This is a genomic window from Litorilituus sediminis (assembly GCF_004295665.1).
GTDB lineage: Bacteria > Pseudomonadota > Gammaproteobacteria > Enterobacterales > Alteromonadaceae > Colwellia > Colwellia sediminis.
On record NZ_CP034759.1, the window covers coordinates 2,912,820 to 2,937,909 of the forward strand.

A 25,090-nucleotide genomic window follows, 5' to 3' on the forward strand; every position below is an offset into this window, starting at 1 on the left:
ACGAATGCGATTTATATCTTCTCGCAAGAGATTCTTTAACAATTAGTTATCATGCAATTTGTGTGGGCACTCACATTGATGTTGGTTTTACAAAAGTCGTTACTTTTTTAAGTAAAGACGTAAAACAGCACTTTGATGAATGTCACACAGATACTTTATTTATACGAAAGTATACTTATATATGTAATGCGATATCAACTTTCGAGTTGGTATCACGACAGAATTCATTGAGCAGGAACGTTTCTTTATAAGGGACGCTCCACAAACGATTTTTTAATTGAAGAGTTTGATCATGGCTCAGATTGAACGCTGGCGGCAGGCTTAACACATGCAAGTCGAGCGGAAACGAGAAGTACTTGTACTTCGGCGTCGAGCGGCGGACGGGTGAGTAATGCTTGGGAATATGCCTTTAGGTGGGGGACAACAGTTGGAAACGACTGCTAATACCGCATAATGTCTACGGACCAAAGGGGGGGCTCTTCGGACCTCTTGCCTAAAGATTAGCCCAAGTGAGATTAGCTAGTTGGTGAGGTAATGGCTCACCAAGGCGACGATCTCTAGCTGGTTTGAGAGGATGATCAGCCACACTGGGACTGAGACACGGCCCAGACTCCTACGGGAGGCAGCAGTGGGGAATATTGCACAATGGGGGAAACCCTGATGCAGCCATGCCGCGTGTGTGAAGAAGGCCCTAGGGTTGTAAAGCACTTTCAGTAGGGAGGAAAGGGTGTTGATTAATACTCAACATCTGTGACGTTACCTACAGAAGAAGCACCGGCTAACTTCGTGCCAGCAGCCGCGGTAATACGAGGGGTGCAAGCGTTAATCGGAATTACTGGGCGTAAAGCGTGCGTAGGCGGTTTGTTAAGCAAGATGTGAAAGCCCAGGGCTCAACCTTGGAACTGCATTTTGAACTGGCAAACTAGAGTACTGTAGAGGGTGGTGGAATTTCCAGTGTAGCGGTGAAATGCGTAGAGATTGGAAGGAACATCAGTGGCGAAGGCGGCCACCTGGACAGATACTGACGCTGAGGCACGAAAGCGTGGGGAGCAAACAGGATTAGATACCCTGGTAGTCCACGCCGTAAACGATGTCAACTAGCCGTCTGTTGCCTTGAGCAGTGGGTGGCGTAGCTAACGCGCTAAGTTGACCGCCTGGGGAGTACGGCCGCAAGGTTAAAACTCAAATGAATTGACGGGGGCCCGCACAAGCGGTGGAGCATGTGGTTTAATTCGATGCAACGCGAAGAACCTTACCATCCCTTGACATCCTGCGAATTTTCTAGAGATAGAATTGTGCCTTCGGGAACGCAGTGACAGGTGCTGCATGGCTGTCGTCAGCTCGTGTTGTGAAATGTTGGGTTAAGTCCCGCAACGAGCGCAACCCCTATCCTTATTTGCCAGCGCGTAGTGGCGGGAACTCTAAGGAGACTGCCGGTGATAAACCGGAGGAAGGTGGGGACGACGTCAAGTCATCATGGCCCTTACGGGATGGGCTACACACGTGCTACAATGGCGTATACAGAGGGCAGCAATACCGCGAGGTGGAGCGAATCCCACAAAGTACGTCGTAGTCCGGATTGGAGTCTGCAACTCGACTCCATGAAGTCGGAATCGCTAGTAATCGTGGATCAGAATGCCACGGTGAATACGTTCCCGGGCCTTGTACACACCGCCCGTCACACCATGGGAGTGGGATGCAAAAGAAGTGGCTAGTTTAACCTTCGGGAGGACGGTCACCACTTTGTGTTTCATGACTGGGGTGAAGTCGTAACAAGGTAACCCTAGGGGAACCTGGGGTTGGATCACCTCCTTATCTTGAAGTAAAACAATGCTTTGTTGAGTGTTCACACAAATTGTATGATGACAAAAATGAGAAGAAACTTGTTTTGTTTAGCTTAGCTAGTTAGAACGTACCCATTCCTGATTAAAGGCAGGGTGAGACTGACGCCGAAAAGTTAGATAGAGCATAACCATGATAGGTCTGTAGCTCAGCTGGTTAGAGCGCACCCCTGATAAGGGTGAGGTCGGCAGTTCAAGTCTGCCCAGACCTACCAATTTCTTCAGCGTAAAGAAAAGCCAAATTTAAACTAAGCTTCATAAGTTATTTTAAATTTGGTTTTTTTAACCACGAATTAGCCGAATGTGCGCTAGTTTGACGCTCTTTAACAATCTGGAAAGCTGATATAAATACCCGGTATTTATATGGTGTGCGAAGTGTCGCGCTTCAATCACATAAGTATAAATACCAACAATAGCTAAATGATGTATTCCTTAATCATTTAGACCAATAGTTGAAAGACTATTAACTCTTATTCAAGTAACTCATCACTTTAACGAAAGTTAAGTGAAAGTGCGTGAAAATGTCAGACTTTACAATTGCCTTGGTTTAGTCACCAAGGTCTACTAAGACTACTTAGGGTTGTATGGTTAAGTGACTAAGCGTATGTGGTGGATGCCTTGGCAGTTAGAGGCGATGAAAGACGTGTTAATCTGCGATAAGCCTAGGTAAGGTGATAAAAACCGTTATAACCTAGGATTTCTGAATGGGGAAACCCACTGTCATAAGACAGTATCTTTATGTGAATACATAGCATAAAGAGGCAAACCGGGAGAACTGAAACATCTAAGTACCCCGAGGAAAAGAAATCAACCGAGATTTCCTTAGTAGCGGCGAGCGAACGGGAATTAGCCCTTAAGCGGTTTGTAAGTTAGTAGAATGTTCTGGAAAGGACAACGATACAGGGTGATAGTCCCGTATACGACAACAAACTTACCGTGAAATCGAGTAGGACGGAGCACGTGAAACTTTGTCTGAACATGGGGGGACCATCCTCCAAGGCTAAATACTCCTAACTGACCGATAGTGAACCAGTACCGTGAGGGAAAGGCGAAAAGAACCCCTGTGAGGGGAGTGAAATAGAACCTGAAACCGCATACGTACAAGCAGTGGGAGCCCCTCGAGGGTGACTGCGTACCTTTTGTATAATGGGTCAGCGACTTATATTCTGTAGCAAGGTTAACCGATTAGGGGAGCCGTAGCGAAAGCGAGTGTTAACTGCGCGTTTAGTTGCAGGGTATAGACCCGAAACCCGGCGATCTACCCATGGGCAGGTTGAAGGTTGAGTAACATCAACTGGAGGACCGAACACACGTATGTTGAAAAATGCGGTGATGACTTGTGGGTCGGAGTGAAAGGCTAATCAAGCCGGGAGATAGCTGGTTCTCCCCGAAATCTATTTAGGTAGAGCCTCGGACGAACACCACTGGGGGTAGAGCACTGTTAAGGCTAGGGGGTCATCCCGACTTACCAACCCTTTGCAAACTCCGAATACCAGTGAGTGATATCCGGGAGACACACGGTGGGTGCTAACGTCCATCGTGAAGAGGGAAACAACCCAGACCGCCAGCTAAGGTCCCAAAGTCATAGTTAAGTGGGAAACGATGTGGAAAGGCATAGACAGCTAGGAGGTTGGCTTAGAAGCAGCCATCCTTTAAAGAAAGCGTAATAGCTCACTAGTCGAGTCGGTCTGCGCGGAAGATGTAACGGGGCTAAACTATGCACCGAAGCTGCGGATTCAAAATTTATTTTGAGTGGTAGGGGAGCGTTCTGTAAGCCGTTGAAGGTGAATCGAGAGGTTTGCTGGAGGTATCAGAAGTGCGAATGCTGACATGAGTAACGATAATGGGGGTGAAAAACCCCCACGCCGAAAGACCAAGGTTTCCTGTCCCATGTTAATCAGGGCAGGGTAAGTCGGCCCCTAAGGCGAGGCGGAAACGCGTAGTCGATGGGAAACAGATTAATATTTCTGTACTTCTATATATTGCGAAGGAGGGACGGAGCAGGCTAAACAAGCATGGCGTTGGTTGTCCATGTGAAAGTACGTAGGTTGGAATCTTAGGCAAATCCGGGATTCTAAGACTGAGATACGAGACGATGCTCTACGGAGCAGAAGTTGTTGATGCCATACTTCCAGGAAAAGCTTCTAAGCGTCAGATATATAGGAACCGTACCCCAAACCGACACAGGTGGTTAGGTAGAGAATACTAAGGCGCTTGAGAGAACTCGGGTGAAGGAACTAGGCAAAATAGTACCGTAACTTCGGGAGAAGGTACGCCGACTATGGTGATGGGACTTGCTCCCTAAGCTGAAGTCGGTCGAAGTAACCAGGTGGCTGGAACTGTTTATTAAAAACACAGCACTGTGCAAAATCGAAAGATGACGTATACGGTGTGACGCCTGCCCGGTGCCGGAAGGTTAATTGATTGGGTTAGCTCTGCGAAGCTCATGATCGAAGCCCCGGTAAACGGCGGCCGTAACTATAACGGTCCTAAGGTAGCGAAATTCCTTGTCGGGTAAGTTCCGACCTGCACGAATGGCGTAATCATGGCCACACTGTCTCCACCCGAGACTCAGTGAAATTGAAATTGCGGTTAAGATGCCGTATACCCGCGGCTAGACGGAAAGACCCCGTGAACCTTTACTATAGCTTGACAGTGAACATTGCTCCTACATGTGTAGGATAGGTGGGAGGCTTTGAAACCATGTCGCCAGATATGGTGGAGCCATCCTTGAAATACCACCCTTGTATGCGTGATGTTCTAACCTAGGCCCGTAATCCGGGTTGGGGACACTGTCTGGTGGGTAGTTTGACTGGGGCGGTCTCCTCCCAAAGAGTAACGGAGGAGCACGAAGGTTGGCTAAGTACGGTCGGACATCGTACGGTTAGTGCAATGGCATAAGCCAGCTTAACTGCGAGACAGACACGTCGAGCAGGTACGAAAGTAGGTCATAGTGATCCGGTGGTTCTGTATGGAAGGGCCATCGCTCAACGGATAAAAGGTACTCCGGGGATAACAGGCTGATACCGCCCAAGAGTTCATATCGACGGCGGTGTTTGGCACCTCGATGTCGGCTCATCACATCCTGGGGCTGAAGTCGGTCCCAAGGGTATGGCTGTTCGCCATTTAAAGTGGTACGCGAGCTGGGTTTAGAACGTCGTGAGACAGTTCGGTCCCTATCTGCCGTGGGCGTTTGAGAATTGAAGAGGGCTGCTCCTAGTACGAGAGGACCGGAGTGGACGAACCTCTGGTGTTCGGGTTGTCATGCCAATGGCATTGCCCGGTAGCTACGTTCGGAACTGATAACCGCTGAAAGCATCTAAGCGGGAAGCAGGCTTTAAGATGAGTTCTCACTGGGACTTTAAGTCCCCTAAAGGGTCGTTGGAGACTACGACGTTGATAGGTCAGGTGTGTAAGGGTTGTGAGGCCTTGAGCTAACTGATACTAATTGCCCGTGAGGCTTAACCATACAACGCCTAAGTGGTTTTGTGTATGAAGCTGATGAACATCACGCACTAAGTTACAAGAGTTAAAGATTTATATTAAGTTTTCGAGATTGTCCTTTTTTGCTTAGCGACAATAGCATTGTAGAACCACCTGATCCCATTCCGAACTCAGAAGTGAAATGCAATAGCGCCGATGGTAGTGTGGGAGTTCCCATGTGAGAGTAGGACATTGCTAAGCACCTATTTAAGAAAAGCCCGTAACACAAGTTACGGGCTTTTTGCTTTTCTGCGTTCAGGAATTTAATAAGCAGACAAGCTAGTGTTTAATGTCGAGGTTGAATATTATCGATATAGAACCACTCATCCCATTCGTCATACCTAAGAAAAGCAGAAGTGCAATGCAATAGCGCCGATGGTAGTGTGGATTATGTCACGAGAAGCCCATATGAGAGCAAAGCGGGACATTGCTAAGCGCCTAATTATGAAAAGCCCGTAACATACGTTACGGGCTTTTTGCTTTTCTGCGTTCAGGGGTTTAAAAAACAGATAAGCTTAGTTAATTATCGCCGATTAAGCTGCTCCCAGCTTTAATTGCAGATAGCGAGTCACTCATCCCATTCGCCATACCTAAGAAAAGCAGAAGTGAAATGCAATAGCGCCGAAGTTGATAGCGTGTGGCTGTTGTCTCTTTATGTGAGCGTAGGACATCGCTAAGCGTCTAATTAAAGAGAGCCCGATACGAAAGTGTCAGGCCTTTTGCTTTTCTGCGTTTGGGGATATAAAAAACAGATAAGCTTAGTTAATTATCACTGATTAAGCTGCCCCTAGCTTTAATTGAAGATGGCGAGCCACTCATCCCATTCGCAATACCTAAGAAAAGCAGAAGTGAAATACGATAGCGCCGAAGGTGATAGCGTGTGGGTGTTGTCTCTTTATGTGAGAGTAGGACATCGCTAAGCGCCACTGTTTTTAAAAATAACAGAAAAGCCCGTAACATACGTTACGGGCTTTTTGCTTTTCTGCTATCTGGTTTCCTATTTCTTTGATTTCACAAGTTTAAAGTAGTTATCTAGCTATTCTCATATGTAGTTACTCGACAGGAGATTAATACTAAGTTAATCTGGTCCTACCTGTTTATCTGGAAATTAAATGCCATGTCGAAAGAACATATTAATGATCGTCTTACTGTTGAGATAAAAGAGCAAATTGCTTTTGTTACGCTAGAACGTCCTGATAAACATAATGCGTTAGATATGGCAATGTTTTATGCAATACGAGATGTGATTAAGAGGTTGCATCGTAATCGTAATATACGGGCGGTGATTATTGCTGGGGCAGGAGAAGATTTTTGTTCAGGATTAGATGTTAAATCTGTAATGAAATCTAAATCTGCACCGCTCAAGCTGTTATTCAAGTGGCTGCCTTGGCAGGCAAATTTAGCTCAATACGTGTCAACTGGGTGGCGTTCGTTGCCAGTACCTGTTATCGCAGCTATTCATGGGCGTTGTTGGGGTGGTGGTTTACAAATCGCCCAGGGTGCTGACTTTATCATAACTGAGCCAAATGCTTCTTTAGCGATTATGGAAGCGAAATGGGGTTTAATTCCTGATATGGGCGGTTCGCTAGCTGTGCGTGAGTCATTAAACCTAGATGTTGCAAAGCGATTGGCTATGACTGGTGAGCAAGTTTCAGGGCAAGAGGCTGTTGCCTTAGGTTTAGCTAGTATTTGCAGTGAAAATGCTAAAGAGCAAGCAATAGCGTTGGCGCAAGAGTTAAAAGTGCAATCGCCAGACTCTGTGGCAGGAGTTAAAAAGCTATATAATAAGTCGTGGTTCGGCAGTGCAGGTATGGCTTTAGCTAGAGAGTCATATTATCAGATTCGAATTCTTATGGGTAAGAATAGCCAGATTAAGCGTTATAACCAGCTTAATTCTGATAAACCCGAGCGTAAATTTAAGCCACGAAAATCTTGGTAGTTGAAAGAATCCGATAATGTTTGATGATTATCAACAAGCTGCAAGTTAAAGGTTCATATTAGCTGAGAGCATGCTATTATCTCGCCCCTTTTGTTATGAGATACCTAGTATGGAGTTATCAAGCTATCTTATTTACCTGAGTGTTTCTATTGTTGCTTCGGTTAGCATTGGCCCCTCCGCTGTATTAGCGGCAAGTAATGGTCTTAATTTTGGTCGTCGCAAGGCGCTTTCTGGGGTGCTTGGTCATGTCACTGCAATATTCATACTTGCGATATTATCAGCTGCAGGTATAGGTAGTATCTTTTTGGCCTCTGAGTGGGCGTATCAACTTATTAGAGTGTTAGGTTGTCTATACCTTATTCATATTGGTATATCTATGTGGCGTAGTAAGGGGAATTGGTCATTAATCCAAGAAAATACCAATACGCCTTCAAGTAAGCACCTGTATAAAAAGAGCTTATTACTGGGACTAAGTAATCCCAAAGCTTTGGTTTTCTTCACTGCCTTATTTCCTCAGTTCTTGAATCTCAAGGCTGCTCTTTTACCGCAACTTACGTTATTAATATCTACAAGTTTAGTTAACGCATTTTTATTCACATTTCTTTATGCCTTGATTGGTTATAACTTTAAAGCAAGATTATTACCCTTGCTAAATGGCGGACGCTTGGGCCGTATAATGGGCTCAATGTTTTTTGGCTTTGCCGCTATGTTAGCGGTCAGTAAATAAGAGTAAATAAAGTTAGTAAACCTCAAGTTAATGGATCGGCTATTAAGCAAATAAACCGCTATGCTAAGTTAGCCGTAGCGGTTTAAAACTACCTGGCTTTTAAAATAACTATTTAGATATTTATCCTATAATTAGCTAAGGATTAGTTACTAGTGCTTGAGATAGCAGCTTCAGGTATTCATCAATCGCACTAAAAGCACGGATGATTTAAAACTAAATACGTTTAATTTTTGCTTTTGGGCTCGATGTGTCTTTTTTAAAACCTCGATTTTATGTCTTTTTATTTTTAACTTTCTTGCCTTTACTGAGTGTGGCTAAGCAAGGTGGTGACCTCGCCTTTGAAACCATAGGTGATAAATACGCTATCCCGCACGGTGTTGTTACAGCGCTTTTACAAGATAAACAGGGCTTTATTTGGATTGGTACTCAGCAAGGCCTGGTTCGCTATGATGGCTATCGTTATCGCTTGTATAAGTACCAAAGCCAGACTAGTAATTCGATCGGTGGTGACTATATTCGTGCTATATACCAGAGTCAGGATGATAAAATTTGGATTGGCACCATGAACGATGGTGTCTCTGTTTTAGATCCGAATACAGACAAGTTTTATCACTATCGTCACCAACCTGATGTGAAAGCTTCTATTTCGAGCAATCAAATTAAGGCCATTACTGCTGACCCTGAGGGTGGTATGTGGTTTGCTACCGGTAATGGTTTAAATTATTTAGCGCCTGGTAGTAAAAGCTTTGTTGTGTATGACAATAATTTACTGGAAAGTAAACTACAAAGCTTATTGCATGATAAGCATAATCGTTTATGGGTGGGGAGTCGCAAAGGTTTATATTACTTTGATTTAGCGAGCAAACAACTTGTGCTGGTTGGTGCGCTTGCACAGGTTAGTATTGAAGCTATTTATCAAGATTTAGAGGGTAGATTATGGCTTGGAACTAAGGGGCACGGCATTTATGTATATTCTACCAGTAGTAAAGAAATAGTACATATCGCCACGGGCGACGCGAGTAAGCATTTGCTTTCACACCCGTGGATTTTTTCATTTGTACAACCAAGCCAGCAACGTATATGGGCAGCTTCATTGGGGGGCGGTGTTAATGTTATCGATACCAAGACATTAACAGTTGTTGAAGTAATCCAACATGACCCTGTTATAGCATCTTCTATTAACCTTAATAGTGTTTCTCGCTTGATGATAGATAGGTCAGGGCTATTGTGGTTAGGTACCTGGGGAGGAGGTCTAAATCGGCATAATGTATCGCAGCAAGCTTTTCGGGTGTTACAGCATAGTCCGAAACGAGCTTATAGCTTATCAAATCCTGATATTCACGCAATATTACAGTTAACTGATGGCCGTTGGTTAATCGGAACCGGCGGTAGTGGCGTTGATATACTCGATAGTAATTATCGACGTATTGCCAACCTTGGTACAGAGCAAGTTACCACGACGGGAAAAGGACTTGGTATTATTTCTGGCTTAGCGCAGCGTAATGAACATCAAGTATGGTTAGCAAGTGTTGAGCACGGACTTTACTTATTATCTTTAGATGATTTCTCATTAACGGCAGTAAGCCATACTGAGCAAAAAACGTGGCCTGTGATTAATCAATTATTAATGGATGATTCAACCTTATGGGTTGCCACACATTTCGGGCTATTTAGTGTTAATGATGAAACTAAGTTAACCACAGGGTATTTGTATCAAGGAGCTCCCTTTGAAGCCAGAGTTAATACTATGGTCGTTGATGGTCAAGGTGATTTGTGGCTAGGGACGCATAAAGGCTTATATTTTTTAAAGCAAGGTAGCAGGGAGTTAATAAGGTTCAACCATGATCCGCTGATTTCTTCGAGTATATCGAGTGATCAAATTTCTGGTTTATTGGTGGACTCAAAGCAAAGGTTATGGGTTGATACGGCAAAAGGTTTAGATCTATTAATAACTCATAATGGCAGTCACGCTATTTTCGAATCAGCGAGTGATAAATTGCAACAACCGGGTTTATATTTGGGCGGCAATTTACAGGAAGATGAAAAAGGTAATATTTGGACACAGTGGCATACCTTTAACCCAAATACATGGCAGCATTGGGCTATCAGTCAAGCCGATGGTGCCGACATAGGCACTGTATGGACAAATTCACATGCTAAAGCAAGTAATGGTCAGCTGCTATTTGGTGGCACAAAGGGCGTATTGGTAGTTACTCCTAGCTTATTTAATCCGAAGAGTTATCAGCCGCCTTTGGCGATAACAGAGTTGAAAGTTGATGGTAAAAAGCGAGCCATTGAGTCGCCATTAGTTTTAACGCCAAGTATGCAGGGGTTTAGCTTAGAATTTACCGCGTTTGACTATGCGATTCCAAGGCAAAATAAATATGCCTATAAGCTCAAAGGTTATAATGAAACATGGATTTATAGTGATGCTGACAATCGTTATGTAACTTATACCAACTTAGCCCCAGGAGAATATCAATTACAACTTAAAGGCAGTAATCATTTAGGTGAATGGAGTGATAAACAGTTGAGTTTAGCAATTGTTGTTGAACCTGCCTTGTATCAAACATTTGCCTTTAAATTGGTTGTACTAATCACTTTGTTGAGTATTGCTTATGTTGTTTATTTATTACGTGTTAATCAATTGGCAAGACAGCAGCACGAGCTAAGAGAGCAAGTAAAAGCACAAACTAAAAATTTAGAAAAAGCCCATCAAAACTTAGCCACAATAAGTGAGATAGGGAAAGATATTACCGCTACGCTAGATTTGAATCTGGTATTAGAGCAGTTATTTGAGCACAGCCAGCGTCTTATGCAGGTCGATATTTTTGGTATTGGCTTATATCGCGAAGAACAAGGGGTTATTGATATAGAGCTGGCGGTGGAAAATGGCATTAGGTTAAAGCCTTATCAGCGCTCTATGAAAGATAAAGACCAGCTTGCTGTTTGGAGTATCAGCCATAATCAGTCCGTTTTAATTAAAGATGCAGATTTAGAGCTTGATAATTATATTGATCATATTGGTTTACAAGAGCCAGAGTCGGGCTTTGAAATGGAAGGCGGCGCTTTTATGCAAAAACCTTGCTCATATATTTATGTGCCATTAACTATTAAGCAAAATATTGTCGGCATTATCACGGTACAAAGTTATCAAGCACAAGTATATGGCGAGAAACAATTAAAAATGATGCAAGCGCTTGCTGCCTATGCCGCAATTGCCGTTGATAATGCCGATAAATTGCAGCAGCTAGATGCAAGCAATAAAGCGCTGATCAGTACGCAAAACGAGTTAAAACTTTCATATAAAAGATTAGAAGAAGTTAGCGTAACGGATCAATTAACAGGATTAAAAAACAGGCACTTTTTGCTTAAACAAATTGGTGCTGATATAGACAAAACCATGCGTGAATATCGAAGTTGGGAGCAAGATAAGCGCCAAGCTATGCCAACTAAAGATGATATGGTGTTTTTCTTAATAGACTTAGATCATTTTAAAGCGGTTAATGATACCCATGGTCATAAGGCTGGCGATATTATTCTTATGTCGATAAAAGAGGTTTTGTTAAAAATATTTAGAGAGTCAGATTATCTTATTCGTTGGGGCGGAGAAGAATTCCTTGTTGTTGCTCGTTTTACTCAACGTGAACAAGCACCTAAATTAGCGGAGCGTATTCGTAAAAGTGTAGAAAACTATCATTTTGCTATTGATAAAATAGTGTTACGACAAACCTGCTCTATTGGCTTTGCCTGCTTTCCTTTTGTGCAAAAATACCAACCAGATTTAACTTGGGAGCAGGTGATAGAGATAGCTGATAAGTGCCTTTATGCGGCAAAGAATACTCAACGTAATGCTTGGCTTGGTGTCTATGGCGCGCAAGACTCAGATTCTGAAACCTTTATGGAATCATTGTTTGAAGATCCCGGCGCGTTACTTAATGCTAAAGCCATGCGTTTAGTGACGTCTATCTCACCAGAGAAAACCATTATTTGGCAATAATTACTTTATATTGAAAGTGTAATTATTACAGAGCAGAGATTACTACTTTATTGCGCTAACAATAAATTTTAAAACAGGATCGGTAGTGCTAGGTCTACGAATTGCAGGGCTAATAAATTTCGGGGCGATAAAGTAGCCTTGCCCGATCAGGTTATCAACTAAGGATAGCTGTTCTAATGACACCTTGCCGCACAGTAAGTTTTTGATATTTACCTTACTTTGATATGCAGCAAGTACCTGCTGAAACCCTTTTAAATACAGGTAGTCTTTGGTAAAACCACCGCCACGATATGCTCTAGCACATATGGCAAAGGCTTGGTTTGCTTCTGCGTGGTGCTCTTCAATTAACAAATTAAAGGTACGCTTAAAGTCTTTTTCAGTAATCATAGAATTAACCGCTATTACCCTTAATGCCAGTGTTCTTAAGCGCTCAAATGTCATAAAACCAGCCAAGTATTCGCATAGCATCGCCAAGCCCTCTTGTGTGGTGGTGTTGACGGGAGAGCCTAAGCGTAAAATTTTTAGCGGCTGAGCTTGTGCATTTAAGGTACTTGCTAAGTGCACCCCCAACTCATGATGTGCCAAGGCTTTTAATTGAATATTGCTAAGTTTTGCATTGTCACTGATCTTTACTTGTTCGCCAGACACTAAGGCATTGGCGATCATGCCTTTTTCAATAGTGAGGTTAAGTGGGTATTGATTGGCATCAGCAAAGTTCTCGAAATAACGCTGAATATCTTCAATAGCTACATGCTCACTAGAGACGCCTTGGTAACCAGCGGTGATATGTAAAAGATAGCTAGCATTTTTTAATTCACCTTGACTGGGTTCACCATAGTAACGCAATGAATCGTACAGAAACTCTGGATGTCCTATATGCCGGAATTGATCTAACTTATCAATGTAAGCTTGTATCACTTCACTATATAAACGATATAGCTGCTTGTTGCGTATTTTCTCAATAGGAATATTGAACAGAGCTCGCTTCTTTTCAAATAAAGCAATGTTATTTTCTTTGTAGGCAAAGTTAGGGTTAGCGCTACATTTTTTCTCAAAAAACAATGCCTTTTCTGACTGATAGTTTTTGGGAGCAATTGCATCTAGGATGTCTATATTGGCAACACACTGATATAAGGTGTCGTCAATTGTGCTTAGCTCTGTGGAGATATTTTTTAGCTTTTTCACTGTTTATTACCATGCCAATACAGAGATAGTAATGTAAGTGTATCAGAGCATTTGGTACAGCAAATTGTTTTTATCGTACAGATAAAAACATGCGGTTATGTGAAATGTGCAGGAATAACACTCAGTGCTTGAAATGCTAACAGGCTATAAGTTACGGTTATCTTTAATTTTAATATTTAAGTGGTTGTTTTATTTGTTTTGATCTTGTGTTGGTTAGCGTTAATAGAGCATATGATAAGTAGTAACTACACAAAATATTAGACACAGCACTTGGCATTAAATTTTAGTGATAATAACTCTCATTGAGAGGAAAAATGGGTACTGCCAAGTATGAGATAGTATATTTAAGCTCACAGTGAAACAGTGAGCTTAAAATATGGTATTAAATGATGAAAGTTAAGAAATATTATTTTCTACATTCTCCGCGATCTCTAATAGCTTTTCAGATAGATCACTAAGAAGTTCTGTATCCTGCTTCGAAAAATCAAAACTTGATAACTTATCTAGTACATCGTTTATATTATCGGTGGTAATAAATAAGTTATCACCTTCTACGTCTACAGCTATGTCATTGCTTTGATTTAAGGCTTGGATATTGTGTCTAGGAAATTTATTCGTATTAATCCCTAACGAGTGAATCGATGCACCAGGAACAGTCGGCATACTATCTACTAAATCAGCCACTCTGCATATCCAATTAGAGTTAGTTGCTATTCGGGTTAGCAAAAACCAAATTACGGAAAGCAAACCATAAAGCTTTGTTTTTTCCTCTTCCCCTAGGTTTAACGTATTAAAGTACCCCAACCTCGGGGTTTTTAATCTCCGAGGATTTTGTTTATTAAATAGGCGAGAATGATGAGCACATCTATTTCTCAATCCGTTTATGTTTATTAACCAGTTATCGAGAACAGATCGGTTATCAATTCCTATTCTCGCGCAAATTAAATCTTGGTTACTCCCTTTCAGCATACTATAAAATGTTGATAAAGTGCCAAAATCCCATGCTTCACATGCAACCCATAAAGGTAGCTTCTTTCCTGTCTTCTTGTGATGAATAATACATTCTTCTTTACTACGCTCTATTAAAGAGTCATGCTTTTCTAGCCATTCATCATATTTAGGGATTTTGCTTTCTGGTTTGAAAGCGTCTCTGGAGAATTGCTTTTTATCTAAATAAGCAATGGGCGAGATGCACCCAATCTCGTGAGCTATTATTGTTCTTAAGAATATTTCAATGCGCTCTATAGCATCAGTTATTTCTAGTCGTAATTTTTTATCAAAAATATATAGGCTAAAAATATCGTCAAACGTAACCCCTTTTCTGAAGTTACTTTCAAATTCGCGAGTCTTATAATCTACTTGCTTATAGATCCTAGAGTTATACCAATAGCCAGACAATCTGTAGTAACCTACTTGAGCTATTTTACGTTTAGCACGCTCTCTGTTTTTAATAGTCATCCCACGATCTAAAAGAAGAGTGATTAACTCATCATATTCTTTGAATGGCTTTACGTCTGGTTTATCTTCCATGAAGGGATTATATGGAGGTTGGAAAAATAAAGGCCAAACCGTCACCAACGCTAGGCTGGGAGGGGATTTGGCTCTGTTGCAGTAAATTATACGCAGTTTTTACTTCTTGTCAAACTTCTCTCTCTGTTTTATACGTAAGTGGCTGCCACTGTATTGGTTGTGTTTATGTTATTGAGTATATTGGATAAATATGTTTTTTATCGGAGGTTTATTCGCATAACTTGACTGTCCAGTAAGAAAATAGGGGTTAAGAAATAAAATAAATCTCTAACTTGCCTGAACATTAAAAATTGAACGTATAAAAAAGCCAGTGGAATAAACTGTATCGCTTAATTTTATTAGTCTGATAGCTTGTTTCGAATTTTTCTGAGGAAGAAAATAATGGGGTGGCTAATGGGACTTGAACCCACGACAACCGGAATCACAATCCGGGGCTCTACCAACTGAGCTATAGCCACCACTGAGGTGTACTTGTTGTACAAAGGTGCTGTGAATTATCAGCGCGGGGATTGTATTGCATTTTATTGTCTTTTGACAAGCAAAAGTTGGCTATTTATGTGCTTATTAGGCAATAAAGTTTAATTGTGCTGAAATATTGATGCGCAATTGTACAGTTTTAGCTGATGACAGTCTTTGCTTGTTATTACTGCTTTTCAAATCCTGAGGTTATATACTTTTATTTACCAGCCTTTTTATCTTTGGTTACTTTGAATGTCATTAGAAAAAATTAGTCAGCAACTTGCTAACCAGTCACAAAAGTTGCCACCTGTTGAGTCATGGTACCCTCCGTATTGCGGAGAGATTGATATCGAAATCAAAGCCAATGGGGATTGGTTCTATAGCGGTACTATTTTTAAGCGTATGTCATTAGTTAAATTATTTGCTTCTGTGCTTATTAGAGAAGAAGGTCAGCATAACGATGACTATTTTTTAGTGACGCCAGTCGAGAAAGTCAAAATTAAAGTGGTTGATGCCCCCTTTGTGCTAACTCAATGGCAATGGGATGAAAACAAAGAAAATATGATAGTACAAACAAATTTAGCTGATGAGTTTGTGCTTGATGCTCAGCACCCTTTAATTGTTACAGAGCAGGGCGATTTATACGTTACGGTTAGGCGTAATTTACTGGCAAAAGTACATCGTAATGTCTATTACCAGTGGGTAGAAGCAGCAACAGAAGTTAGCACGGAAAAAGGCACAGAATTAATGCTTAGTAGTGCTAACTGTCAATTTTCTCTTGGCGTTATAGATTAAGCTATTCGCGCTAATGACCACACACGCTGCAATTAGCTTGTTTTTTCATGGTAAATTGTTGCCAGCGGTTAGCTAAGCCATCTAACAAATTTAATTGATTAATTTGCGCATTATTGCCGGTTAATAACTTAATGGCTTGCAGTGCTTGCATGCCTGCAACCATGGCGAGTACCGGGCCAATAATACCTATGGTTTGGCAATTATTGGCTGGCGCTTTTTCACTGGCGGGAAACAGACAGTGATAGCAAGCACTTGTTTCATCTCTAGGGTCTACAGTAAGTTGTTGGCCGTCAAAGCCTGTAGCAGCACCAACAACTAAAGGGACTTTATGCTCGATACAGGCTTGGTTAATAAGGTAGCGCGTTTGAATATTGTCAGAGCAATCTAAAACCAAATCAACTTGCGGCAAATAGTAATCGCATAGCTCTTTATCTAGCATATCATCTATGGCTTCAATGCTTGTATCTGGAAATTGCTCACTGAGTTTTTCTGCGGCAGTATCGGCTTTATTGCTATCAATATCTTGCTCATTAAATAGAATTTGCCTTGGCAGATTACTCACTTCAATATTATCACCATCAGCAAGATATAAGGTGCCAACTCCTGCGGCAGCAAGGTATAAGCTGGCGGGGTTACCTAAGCCGCCAACACCAAGAATAAGTACTTTGGCATTACGTAAAGCTAATTGCCCTTGTTCGCCAATTTTGTTGAGCATTACTTGGCGGGAGTATTTCAGTTGTTCTTGTGTGGTAAGCACTGAGGTTCCTTTGATATGTTAATCATAAACAGCTGGGGTGTAGTTAATCCCATTGCTGGGCTTTATTTTGATCGCTGTCTTTAGCATCTAGCCACATTTCGCCCTTATTGGTGCGTTCTTTTTTCCAAAATGGCGCTTGTACTTTTAAATAATCCATAATGAATTCATTGGCGGCAAAGGCATCTTGTCTGTGTTTGCTGGTGACACCAACAAAAACAATTTGTTCACCAATATTAAGTTCGCCAATACGATGAATCACTTTAACGCGACCAATATTCCAGCGCTCTTTTGCTATGGCAATAATCTTAGCAAGGGACTTTTCCGTCATGCCAGGGTAATGTTCTAGCGTCAGCCCAGTAACATGATTACCATTATTTTGGTTTCTGACTCTGCCGGTAAAGGTTACTACGGCGCCGTCAATAGCGTTGTCTTGTTCTAGTAAGGCGACTTCTTCACTTAAGTTAAAGTCATGTGTTTGAATAGATATTTCCATACTTTCAACTTGTGCCATGGCATTAACCACCAGTTACCGGAGGGAAAAAAGCCACTTCATCACCTGCTTTAACACTATGATTGCTATCTACCATATCGTGGTTAACGGCACAAAGTAGCGAGCCGTTATTAAGCACTTGCTGCCACAATTCGCCTTTAGCTACGAGCTGTTGTTTAACATCGGCAATGGTTGCTATATCAGCGCTATCAAGAGATAACTCATCACAGTTAAGTTGCTCTCGAAGTGCTGCAAAAAAAACTACTTTAATCATCTGTATTACCTAGCTATGAGTTGTTGGCTTGCCAGCTACCTGACTTACCACCTTCTTTGCTTAATACCTTAATGCCGTGAATTTCCATGGCAGGATCAGCGGCTTTACACATATCAAACAAGGTTAAACAGGCTACTGAAACGGCTGTTAATGCTTCCATTTCTACGCCGGTTTGCCCAGTAAGACGACATAAGCTAGTAACCTTTACCTGGTTATTTTCTTCATCAAGGGTGAAATCTACCTGTACCTTGCTGAGCATTAACGGGTGACATAGCGGAATTAAGTTACTACATTGCTTCGCCGCTTGAATACCTGCAATGCGAGCGACGGCAAATACATCACCTTTTTTATGTTTACCTGTGGTAATTAAGGCAAAGGTTTCGTCATTCATTTTGATAAAACCTTGCGCTGTTGCAGTGCGTGATGTCATGGCTTTTTCGGTAACGTCAACCATGTTCGCTTCACCTTGTTGATTAAGGTGGCTTAGCTCAGGAGTTTGCTTTGCTTGCGTCATTAGTTTCGAGTCTCACATTGCTCAGCGCTAATATTTAAGTGTGGTACGAAGTTACAAGGACGATGACTGGCATCAAGTTGCTCTTTAATTACTTTGTCCCAGGCGGTTTTACAGGCATTGGTTGAGCCTGGTACACATAACACCACTGTTTTATTCGCTATGCCGCCAAAAGCGCGAGATTGTATGGTAGATGTACCAATTTCACTTAACGACACATGACGAAATACTTCACCAAAGCCTTCAACGGCTTTATCAAATAGCGGCATTAGTGCTTCTGGCGTGTTATCGCGTTCAGTAAAGCCAGTACCACCAGTTGAGATAATAGCGTTGATGTTCTCGTCTGCAATCCATTTTGAGACAATAGCGCGCAATTGGTAGACATCATCTTTTACAATGGCTTTTTCAGCAAGCTTATGACCCGTTTCAGTTAAGCGCTCAACCAAGGCTTGCCCTGAAGTGTCGTTTGCTTCTGTACGTGTGTCTGATACGGTAAGTACCGCAATGTTTAATGGAATAAATGATTTGCCACCATGTGCTGACATAAGGTTTTCCTTTTTTACATGCTAAGTTGGTTAAAACACTGCTGTGCTTGTTGCCAATCTTGCGGAGTATTGCTGTTAAATAAAATGTTAGTTTGCGCAAAACGCTTGCTGACAGGCAGGCTTTGGCTGGGAATATTTTTCAGTAGCGCTTTGATAGAAGGGCCAAACTTTTTACTTTTTATTTGACTCTCTTCACAGCCCGTTTGCGTAAATGCTTTAGCTAAAAAAAGTTCAAGCAGGGCGCTATTCGGTAAATACAAGGGAATGTTATGGGCATCACCTTGGCTATCTGTAAAATAAGTGGCTTTTTGGCTAAGCTCACCTGCTAAGCGCAGTTTTTCTAGTGCTGTTGCCGTCATTAGTGGCAAATCTACTGGTAAAATCAGTAAAGCTTTAGGTTTATCTTGTTGGCTATAGTGCGATAACACACTGTAAATACCGCCAACGGGGCCTGCTTGTGGCACTACATCTGGAATATCATGACTATTACCACTAACCACTACATCAGTAATGCCTGAGTCGATAAGCAACTGCTTGGAAAAATCGAGCATGGCTTGTTTTTGTCTAAGCAATTGCGCTTTATCTTGCCCCATACGAGAAGATAAACCACCAGCAAGGACAACGCCTAAGCAATGAGTATGGGAAAAGCTCATTATATTATCCACCTAGCATGGCTAAGTGCTTAGTCGCACCTGTTAGTTTTTCATGAAGAAAATGTGTTGCTTTTTTATCACCCAACAAAGAAACAATGCGCTCTTGTAAAGGAACTAAGTCATCTTGCTGAAGTTGCTCCCTTAATGATAAGCCTTGATCACCAAATAAACATAAATGTAATTTGCCGCTAGAGCTAACGCGCAGGCGGTTACAACTATGACAAAAGTCTTTGGAATATGGCATGATCAGACCAATCTTGCCTTGGTAATCAGGATGGTAAAATTCTTGTGCAGGGCCTGCTGATTTATTCTGAATAACAGGTAACCAGCCATCTAATATCAGGTTTTGCTTAATACGAGAGCCTTGAACATGCTGCGCGTCAAAAAATTCCTGATTATCACCAGTTTGCATTAATTCTATAAAGCGCAAAGTGATCGGTGTGTCTTTTATCCAGTCTAAGTATGATTGAATATCTTTACCGCTGTATTCACGCATTAATACCGTATTCACTTTAAGTTGAGTACTGCCATCAGCTAAAGCCATATCAATGCCTTTTAAAATGGTTTGTAACTTATCATGACCAGTAATGGCGTGAAATTGTCTAGGGTCTAAACTGTCAATACTGATGTTGATGGCATCAATGCCGGCATCTAACCATTGTGGCAAATGCTCTGGCAACTTAAAGCCATTTGAGGTTAAAGCAACTTTTTTAATACCTGCGGTACTTTTACAGATATTAATAATTTCAGGTAGATCTTTGCGAAGCGCCGGTTCGCCGCCCGTTATACGGATTTTTTCCGTGCCTAGTTGGGCAAACGCTTTGCTTAAACGGGTAATCTCAGCCAAAGATAAAAAATCGCGCGGCTGATCACATTCGTAGCCATCAGGTAGGCAATAATTACAACGGAAGTTGCATACATCGGTAATAGACAGACGTAGGTAACTAAACCTACGACCAAAGTTATCTGTTAACATTTCACCTTTCCAAATGCCGGGAGACTAACGCGTTTCCTTGTTAACCCTGGTAAGTAATACATTATTACTTACGGCTAAAATAGCATGCTAAATAAAACGTTACTTAGGGTAGCTATTGAAGCTTCGGTGTAAAAATACTTTTAAATAAGTATATATTAGTTTAGGAGAGAAATGATAATTTCTTTTGAAATCGATACTTTGATCAATATCAAAGAATTAAATTTTAAATCACTATTCTTTATAGGGGTAATTAGGCGATACTAGCGCCATTATTTTTACAACTATAGTTTAAGCGAGCATCTTATGTCTGATTGTTGTTCAGCCCCAGGCTTGTTGCCTTTTGAAAATGCTTTAGCGCGTATGCTTGAGCAAATTACGCCGATTACAGAAACCATAGAATTACCCATTAAAGACGCCTTAAATTATGTGTTGGCAGATAAGGTATTAAGCCCATTAAATGTGCCGCCACATGATAATTCGGCAATGGATGGTTATGCGTTTTCACTGGCTAGCTTAGCAAAGAGTAAAACATTGACTCTCGTTGGTCGCTCAATGGCTGGCTCGCCGTATCAGGGAGACTGTCAGCCGGGTGAATGTATTCGCATTATGACAGGGGCGAAAATGCCTGATTGCTGTGATAGCGTGGAAATGCAGGAAAACTGTCAGGTCGATGGTGAGCAAATAACTTTTCTAAAAGACAAGCAACTTGGCTCTCATGTGCGCAAAGCTGGTGAAGATATTCAAATAAACCAGCAAGTGCTAGAAAAGGGCCATAGAATTAGCGCCGTTGATATTGGTGTTTTAGCTTCGCTAGGTGTTGCCACCGTAACAGTTTATCGTAAATTAAAAGTCGCTTTAATTGCTACGGGTGATGAATTAAAGCTGCCTGGGCAAGCGCTTAGCGAAGGCGATATTTATGAAAGTAACAGTTTTGTGCTTTCAGCCATGTTAGAAAAATTACATGTTGATGTGATTGATTTTGGCATTATTAAAGATGATTTAGCAGCAATTACTGACGTCTTTGTTAGTGCTGATAAACAAGCTGATGCGGTTATTTCTTCAGGTGGCGTTTCTGTTGGTGATGCAGATTATACCAAAACAGTATTAGATGAATTGGGAGAAATTGGCTTTTGGAAGATTGCCATGAAACCAGGTAAGCCTTTTGCCTTTGGCAAGTTAGCTAATAGCGTATTTTTTGGTTTGCCGGGTAACCCGGTTTCAGCATTAGTTACTTTCCATCAATTAGCGCTGGTTGCTTTAACGAAAATGCAAAACGCCAAGCCGCTAACGCGTACCAGTTTACAAGTGAAATGCGTGAGTGATTTACGTAAATCACCAGGACGTATGGATTTTCAGCGTGGCATCTTGTCGGTGAATGAGCAAGGCGAGACTGTGGTGGCATCAACTGGCTCACAAGGCTCAGGAATATTGTCGAGTTTGGCGCAAGCTAACTGCTTTATTGTTTTAGCAAGCGAGCAGGGTCATGTAAGTGCGGGTGAAACAGTGTCAGTACAATTATTTGACCATTACCTGCACTAAATTTGGCGTGTAAATATCATAGCAACTATAGTACATAAGCTGAACACCTTGTTTTGGTAACTACTAGGGATGGCTCATATGAAGTATAAGTTAAGTTTTGCCACCATTAACCTTATTAAAGACAATATTATTGAAGTCATTGTTGATGCTGGCGTAGAAATATCGATGGAAATGGCTGAGGAATATGAAGATTTTTTAGCCAAATTATTTGATGATGATTTTGCTGTCTTGGTGAATAAAATTAATCGCTATGATTATGCCTTTGAAGCCAAACTAACCATAGCTTCTCATGAAAAACTTAAAGCCATCGCGGTGATTAGTTACGATGATGAGGCTACCAAGAAAGTGGATGAAATGAACAAGTTGCGCCAACTTGATGGCTGGAATTTAAAGGTTTTTTCTGGCTTGAATTTTGGCTGGCAAGATGGTGTCGATTGGTTAGAGCAAGAGCTGCTAGCAGGCTAACAGCTCTTTTGATTTGCTATTAAAGCTGTGCGAAGCACTTATCTGCGGCAGCGAGTGTTTTCTCGATGATTTCATCGGTATGTGCAGTAGATAAGAAGCTTGCTTCAAACGCTGATGGCGCTAAGTAAACCCCTTCATCTAACATCAAGTGGAAGAATTGTTTGAACTTCTCACCGTCACATTCAGTTGCCTGCTGATAACTTGAAATTGGTTGCTCTTCATCAGTAAAGAAGAAACCAAACATAGCACCAACATAGTTAATACTTAAGCTAACACCATTACGCTCTGCTGCTGCTTTAAAGCCCATAGCAAGTTTTTCTGTTGCTGCGCTTAATTGCTCATGCTTATCACCTTGTGATAATTCATTTAATGCCGCTAAACCTGCTGCCATAGCAATTGGGTTACCTGATAAGGTACCTGCTTGATAAACAGGGCCAACCGGGGCGATATAATCCATAATCTCTTGTTTACCGCCAAAAGCGCCTACTGGCATACCACCACCAATAACTTTACCTAAGGTGGTTAAGTCAGGTTTGATGTTGTAGTGTGCTTGTGCGCCACCTAAAGCAACACGGAAACCTGTCATCACTTCATCAAAAATAAGTACGCTACCGTATTGATTACATACTTCACGTAAACCTTCTAAGAAGCCTGCAACAGGTGGAATACAGTTCATATTACCTGCTACTGGTTCAACAATAATACAAGCAATTTCTTCTGCGTATTTGGCAAAGATTTCTTTAACTTCGTCTAGGTTGTTATAGCTTACCGTTAAGGTGTGTTTAGCAAAGTCTGCTGGAATACCTGGAGAGTTAGGTACACCCATAGTTAATGCGCCTGAGCCTGCTTTAACTAGTAAAGAGTCTGCATGACCATGGTAACAACCTTCAAATTTTAAAATTTTGTCGCGACCTGTGTAACCACGGGCTAAGCGAATAGCGCTCATTGTTGCTTCAGTACCAGAGCTTACCATACGTAAAGATTCCATTGACGGTACAAGTTCACGTACCTTTTCTGCCATGGTAATTTCTAATTCAGTTGGTGCGCCAAAGCTTAAGCCATTTTGTGCAGTATTCATCACGGCTTGTAAAATTGCTGGATGGTTATGTCCTAAAATCATTGGACCCCAAGAGCCAACATAATCGATATAAGCTTTATCATCAGCGTCATAAATATAAACGCCTTCTGCGCGCTTAATAAAGCATGGGTTACCGCCAACGCCATTGAAAGCGCGAACAGGTGAGTTAACCCCACCTGGGATAATTTTTTGTGCTTGAGTAAATAATTGTTCTGATTTATTCATAATAAGCTTCTTGGTTCTCTATGAGTTAATCGTGCGATAAAATAGCGCATGCTATAAGCAGGCGCTATTTAATCATTTTGTTTGTGTACCAGTTTACTGGCTTTTCGTATTGCGTTAATTGATCTTCAACACCTAAAGTTAAAGCAAATAGTGCCATTCTCACTAATACACCATTTTGCGCCTGTCTGAAGATGGCAAGATTATCTAAGTCATTAAGATCGGTATCTAACTCGTTCGCCTCTGGGCGTGAATCTCTAGGTAACGGGTGCATAATTACGGTATTTTCTTGACAATATTGTTTATAAATACTGCGATTTAAACTGAAATGACCACGGTATAAATCGGCTTCATCTTTGCTGGCGAAACGTTCTTGTTGAATACGAGTTTGGTAAATAACATCAGACTTTAAATTACCGGCCATTTCTTCGGTAATCACCACTTCATGGCCTGCATTAGTTAAGGTTGAAATCACGCTATCTGGCATTTGCAATGCTTTTGGTGACACCATAGTGACTTTAACATTATTGTATAAAATCAATAGTTTAGATAAAGAGTGTACCGTTCTACCGTGCTTTAAATCCCCCATAAGCACAATATTTAAGCCGTCTAACCCTTTGTTATAGTGCATCATTTCAGATTGTATGGTGAATAAATCAAGCAGCGCTTGTGTTGGGTGCTCATTAGCGCCATCACCGCCATTAATAACGGGCACAGTACTACCTTGAGCAAATTCTTCAACGGAATGCATTTTTGGGTGACGCATAGCGATAACATCAGAATAGCCACTGATTACTTGCGCGGTATCATAAAGTGACTCGCCTTTACTTAAAGAAGAATTCTCTTGGCCTACGGTTTCTCTAACAAAACCGCCGAGTAAGTTAAATGCGGTGCCAAAGCTAACACGAGTACGGGTGCTAGGTTCAAAAAATAGGTTGCTTAAAATCGCGCCATCAAGCACGTGACAACGCTTTTGTCTTGAGGCGTAGGGCGCCATTTGCGCTGAAACTTGTAGAATTTTAGCGATAGCATCACGATCGAACTGAGAGACTGACAGTATATGACTGCCTTGGAATTTCATCATCTTAATGAGCCTAAGAAATGTTATACCCGTCGCATTAGCGCCTGGTAACAGGTTAAAAAAATTTGCCAGAATATAGCACAATAGGCGAAAGTTGAGAATTATTAGATATGTTTTCTTACAACTAAGATGACGCAAAATTGTTTTGCGTCATCTTAAGGGTTAGGCGGTTGTACTGCGAAGAGGCGTTGATGCTTTTTGGGGAAATGAGATAAAAGCAACGGCAAAAAAGAGCAGAAAAACAATAAAAGTGCTGATATTAGATTGATCGCGAATGCTGATATTAAAGTAGAACCATGCTTGCTCTACTAAGCCTATAATCAGGCCAATAGCAAAGAGTATTTTAGGGCTGTTTTCTCCCTTGGCGCCAAGCAGTTTGGCTAAGGCGTAACCTAAGATGGGCATAAAGGTCCAAATAAAAAAGACAATAACGGAGAAAAACACCGCAGAGGCAGAAATACTGACCTTAAAAAAGATACCAAAGACTAAATAAAGCTGAAAGACTAAATAGCCATAATACAGTGGTAGCATGTGTATATC

18 protein-coding genes, 2 tRNA genes, 3 rRNA genes and 1 riboswitch are annotated in these 25,090 nt (G+C 41.5%); of the genes, 10 read left to right on the plus strand and 13 right to left on the minus strand.

The window, feature by feature from the left end:
- Nucleotides 1-274: 274 nt before the first annotated feature.
- The 7 genes from EMK97_RS12925 (at nucleotide 275) to EMK97_RS12955 (ending at nucleotide 11,990) form a co-directional block, all read left to right on the plus strand.
- Nucleotides 275-1,815, plus strand: a 16S ribosomal RNA gene (locus tag EMK97_RS12925).
- A 164-nt stretch (nucleotides 1,816-1,979) separates the two neighbouring features.
- Nucleotides 1,980-2,056, plus strand: a tRNA-Ile gene (locus EMK97_RS12930).
- A 371-nt stretch (nucleotides 2,057-2,427) separates the two neighbouring features.
- Nucleotides 2,428-5,310: ribosomal RNA gene (locus EMK97_RS12935) — 23S ribosomal RNA — on the plus strand.
- A gap of 100 nt (nucleotides 5,311-5,410) precedes the next feature.
- Nucleotides 5,411-5,525, plus strand: a 5S ribosomal RNA gene (rrf, locus tag EMK97_RS12940).
- The 16S, 23S and 5S rRNA genes sit together here with 1 tRNA gene alongside, the layout of an rRNA operon.
- 916 nt (nucleotides 5,526-6,441) lie before the next feature.
- On the plus strand, nucleotides 6,442-7,263 hold the full coding sequence (locus EMK97_RS12945) for a crotonase/enoyl-CoA hydratase family protein (protein ID WP_130602822.1): 822 nt from the start codon (nucleotides 6,442-6,444) through the stop codon (nucleotides 7,261-7,263).
- A gap of 109 nt (nucleotides 7,264-7,372) precedes the next feature.
- On the plus strand, nucleotides 7,373-7,990 hold the full coding sequence (locus EMK97_RS12950; RefSeq protein ID WP_170176764.1) for a LysE family translocator: 618 nt from the start codon (nucleotides 7,373-7,375) through the stop codon (nucleotides 7,988-7,990).
- A 247-nt stretch (nucleotides 7,991-8,237) separates the two neighbouring features.
- The gene (locus tag EMK97_RS12955; protein ID WP_130602826.1) at nucleotides 8,238-11,990 is read left to right on the plus strand and encodes a ligand-binding sensor domain-containing diguanylate cyclase; all 3,753 of its coding nucleotides are present in this window, start codon (nucleotides 8,238-8,240) and stop codon (nucleotides 11,988-11,990) included.
- Nucleotides 11,991-12,032: 42 nt separating this feature from the next.
- Here EMK97_RS12955 and EMK97_RS12960 read toward each other — a convergent pair whose 3' ends face one another.
- From EMK97_RS12960 to EMK97_RS12970, 3 genes are all read right to left on the minus strand, one after another.
- Nucleotides 12,033-13,175 (minus strand): flavohemoglobin expression-modulating QEGLA motif protein, encoded by a 1,143-nt coding sequence (locus EMK97_RS12960; RefSeq protein ID WP_130602828.1) that lies wholly within the window; start codon nucleotides 13,173-13,175, stop codon nucleotides 12,033-12,035.
- Between the two features lie 396 nt (nucleotides 13,176-13,571).
- Nucleotides 13,572-14,705, minus strand: coding sequence for an Abi family protein (locus EMK97_RS12965; protein WP_130602830.1), 1,134 nt, complete (start codon nucleotides 14,703-14,705; stop codon nucleotides 13,572-13,574).
- Between the two features lie 382 nt (nucleotides 14,706-15,087).
- A tRNA-His gene (locus tag EMK97_RS12970) sits at nucleotides 15,088-15,163 on the minus strand.
- 253 nt (nucleotides 15,164-15,416) lie between these two features.
- Between EMK97_RS12970 and EMK97_RS12975 the strand changes: the two genes are divergently transcribed.
- Nucleotides 15,417-15,959, plus strand: a complete 543-nt coding sequence (locus tag EMK97_RS12975) for a DUF1285 domain-containing protein (RefSeq protein WP_130602832.1) — start codon at nucleotides 15,417-15,419, stop codon at nucleotides 15,957-15,959.
- Between the two features lie 10 nt (nucleotides 15,960-15,969).
- Here EMK97_RS12975 and EMK97_RS12980 read toward each other — a convergent pair whose 3' ends face one another.
- The 7 genes from EMK97_RS12980 to moaA form a co-directional block, all read right to left on the minus strand.
- A complete protein-coding gene (locus EMK97_RS12980; RefSeq protein ID WP_130602834.1) occupies nucleotides 15,970-16,716 on the minus strand; it encodes a HesA/MoeB/ThiF family protein in 747 nt (248 codons plus the stop codon).
- A gap of 43 nt (nucleotides 16,717-16,759) precedes the next feature.
- Nucleotides 16,760-17,227: a molybdopterin synthase catalytic subunit MoaE gene (moaE, locus tag EMK97_RS12985; RefSeq protein ID WP_211342243.1), complete on the minus strand. Its 468-nt coding sequence runs from the start codon at nucleotides 17,225-17,227 to the stop codon at nucleotides 16,760-16,762.
- 4 nt (nucleotides 17,228-17,231) lie between these two features.
- Nucleotides 17,232-17,480, minus strand: a complete 249-nt coding sequence (gene moaD, locus EMK97_RS12990; RefSeq protein ID WP_130602836.1) for a molybdopterin synthase sulfur carrier subunit — start codon at nucleotides 17,478-17,480, stop codon at nucleotides 17,232-17,234.
- A gap of 13 nt (nucleotides 17,481-17,493) precedes the next feature.
- On the minus strand, nucleotides 17,494-17,994 hold the full coding sequence (gene moaC, locus EMK97_RS12995) for a cyclic pyranopterin monophosphate synthase MoaC (RefSeq protein ID WP_130602838.1): 501 nt from the start codon (nucleotides 17,992-17,994) through the stop codon (nucleotides 17,494-17,496).
- Nucleotides 17,994-18,536: a molybdenum cofactor biosynthesis protein B gene (gene moaB, locus EMK97_RS13000; RefSeq protein ID WP_130602840.1), complete on the minus strand. Its 543-nt coding sequence runs from the start codon at nucleotides 18,534-18,536 to the stop codon at nucleotides 17,994-17,996. Before moaB ends, moaC begins: the two co-directional genes overlap by 1 nt.
- Nucleotides 18,537-18,550: 14 nt before the next feature.
- On the minus strand, nucleotides 18,551-19,189 hold the full coding sequence (mobA, locus tag EMK97_RS13005) for a molybdenum cofactor guanylyltransferase (protein WP_130602842.1): 639 nt from the start codon (nucleotides 19,187-19,189) through the stop codon (nucleotides 18,551-18,553).
- Between the two features lie 4 nt (nucleotides 19,190-19,193).
- Nucleotides 19,194-20,165 (minus strand): GTP 3',8-cyclase MoaA, encoded by a 972-nt coding sequence (gene moaA, locus EMK97_RS13010; protein ID WP_130602844.1) that lies wholly within the window; start codon nucleotides 20,163-20,165, stop codon nucleotides 19,194-19,196.
- Nucleotides 20,152-20,306: riboswitch (molybdenum cofactor riboswitch) on the minus strand. It overlaps the preceding gene by 14 nt.
- A gap of 162 nt (nucleotides 20,307-20,468) precedes the next feature.
- On the opposite strand from moaA, the gene moeA reads away from it, so the two are divergent.
- Both moeA and EMK97_RS13020 read left to right on the plus strand, forming a co-directional pair.
- Nucleotides 20,469-21,704, plus strand: a complete 1,236-nt coding sequence (gene moeA, locus EMK97_RS13015; protein WP_130602846.1) for a molybdopterin molybdotransferase MoeA — start codon at nucleotides 20,469-20,471, stop codon at nucleotides 21,702-21,704.
- A 78-nt stretch (nucleotides 21,705-21,782) separates the two neighbouring features.
- Nucleotides 21,783-22,169, plus strand: a complete 387-nt coding sequence (locus tag EMK97_RS13020; RefSeq protein ID WP_130602848.1) for a hypothetical protein — start codon at nucleotides 21,783-21,785, stop codon at nucleotides 22,167-22,169.
- Nucleotides 22,170-22,188: 19 nt separating this feature from the next.
- Here EMK97_RS13020 and hemL read toward each other — a convergent pair whose 3' ends face one another.
- The 3 genes from hemL to EMK97_RS13035 all read right to left on the minus strand — a co-directional run bounded on the left by hemL (nucleotide 22,189) and on the right by EMK97_RS13035 (nucleotide 25,081).
- Nucleotides 22,189-23,472 carry a glutamate-1-semialdehyde 2,1-aminomutase gene (gene hemL / locus EMK97_RS13025; protein ID WP_130602850.1) on the minus strand — a complete coding sequence of 428 codons (1,284 nt, stop codon included), beginning with the start codon at nucleotides 23,470-23,472 and terminating at the stop codon, nucleotides 22,189-22,191.
- A 64-nt stretch (nucleotides 23,473-23,536) separates the two neighbouring features.
- Nucleotides 23,537-24,553: an aspartate carbamoyltransferase gene (locus tag EMK97_RS13030; protein ID WP_130602852.1), complete on the minus strand. Its 1,017-nt coding sequence runs from the start codon at nucleotides 24,551-24,553 to the stop codon at nucleotides 23,537-23,539.
- Between the two features lie 159 nt (nucleotides 24,554-24,712).
- Nucleotides 24,713-25,081 carry a hypothetical protein gene (locus EMK97_RS13035; protein ID WP_130602854.1) on the minus strand — a complete coding sequence of 123 codons (369 nt, stop codon included), beginning with the start codon at nucleotides 25,079-25,081 and terminating at the stop codon, nucleotides 24,713-24,715.
- Between the last annotated feature and the right edge of the window lie 9 nt (nucleotides 25,082-25,090).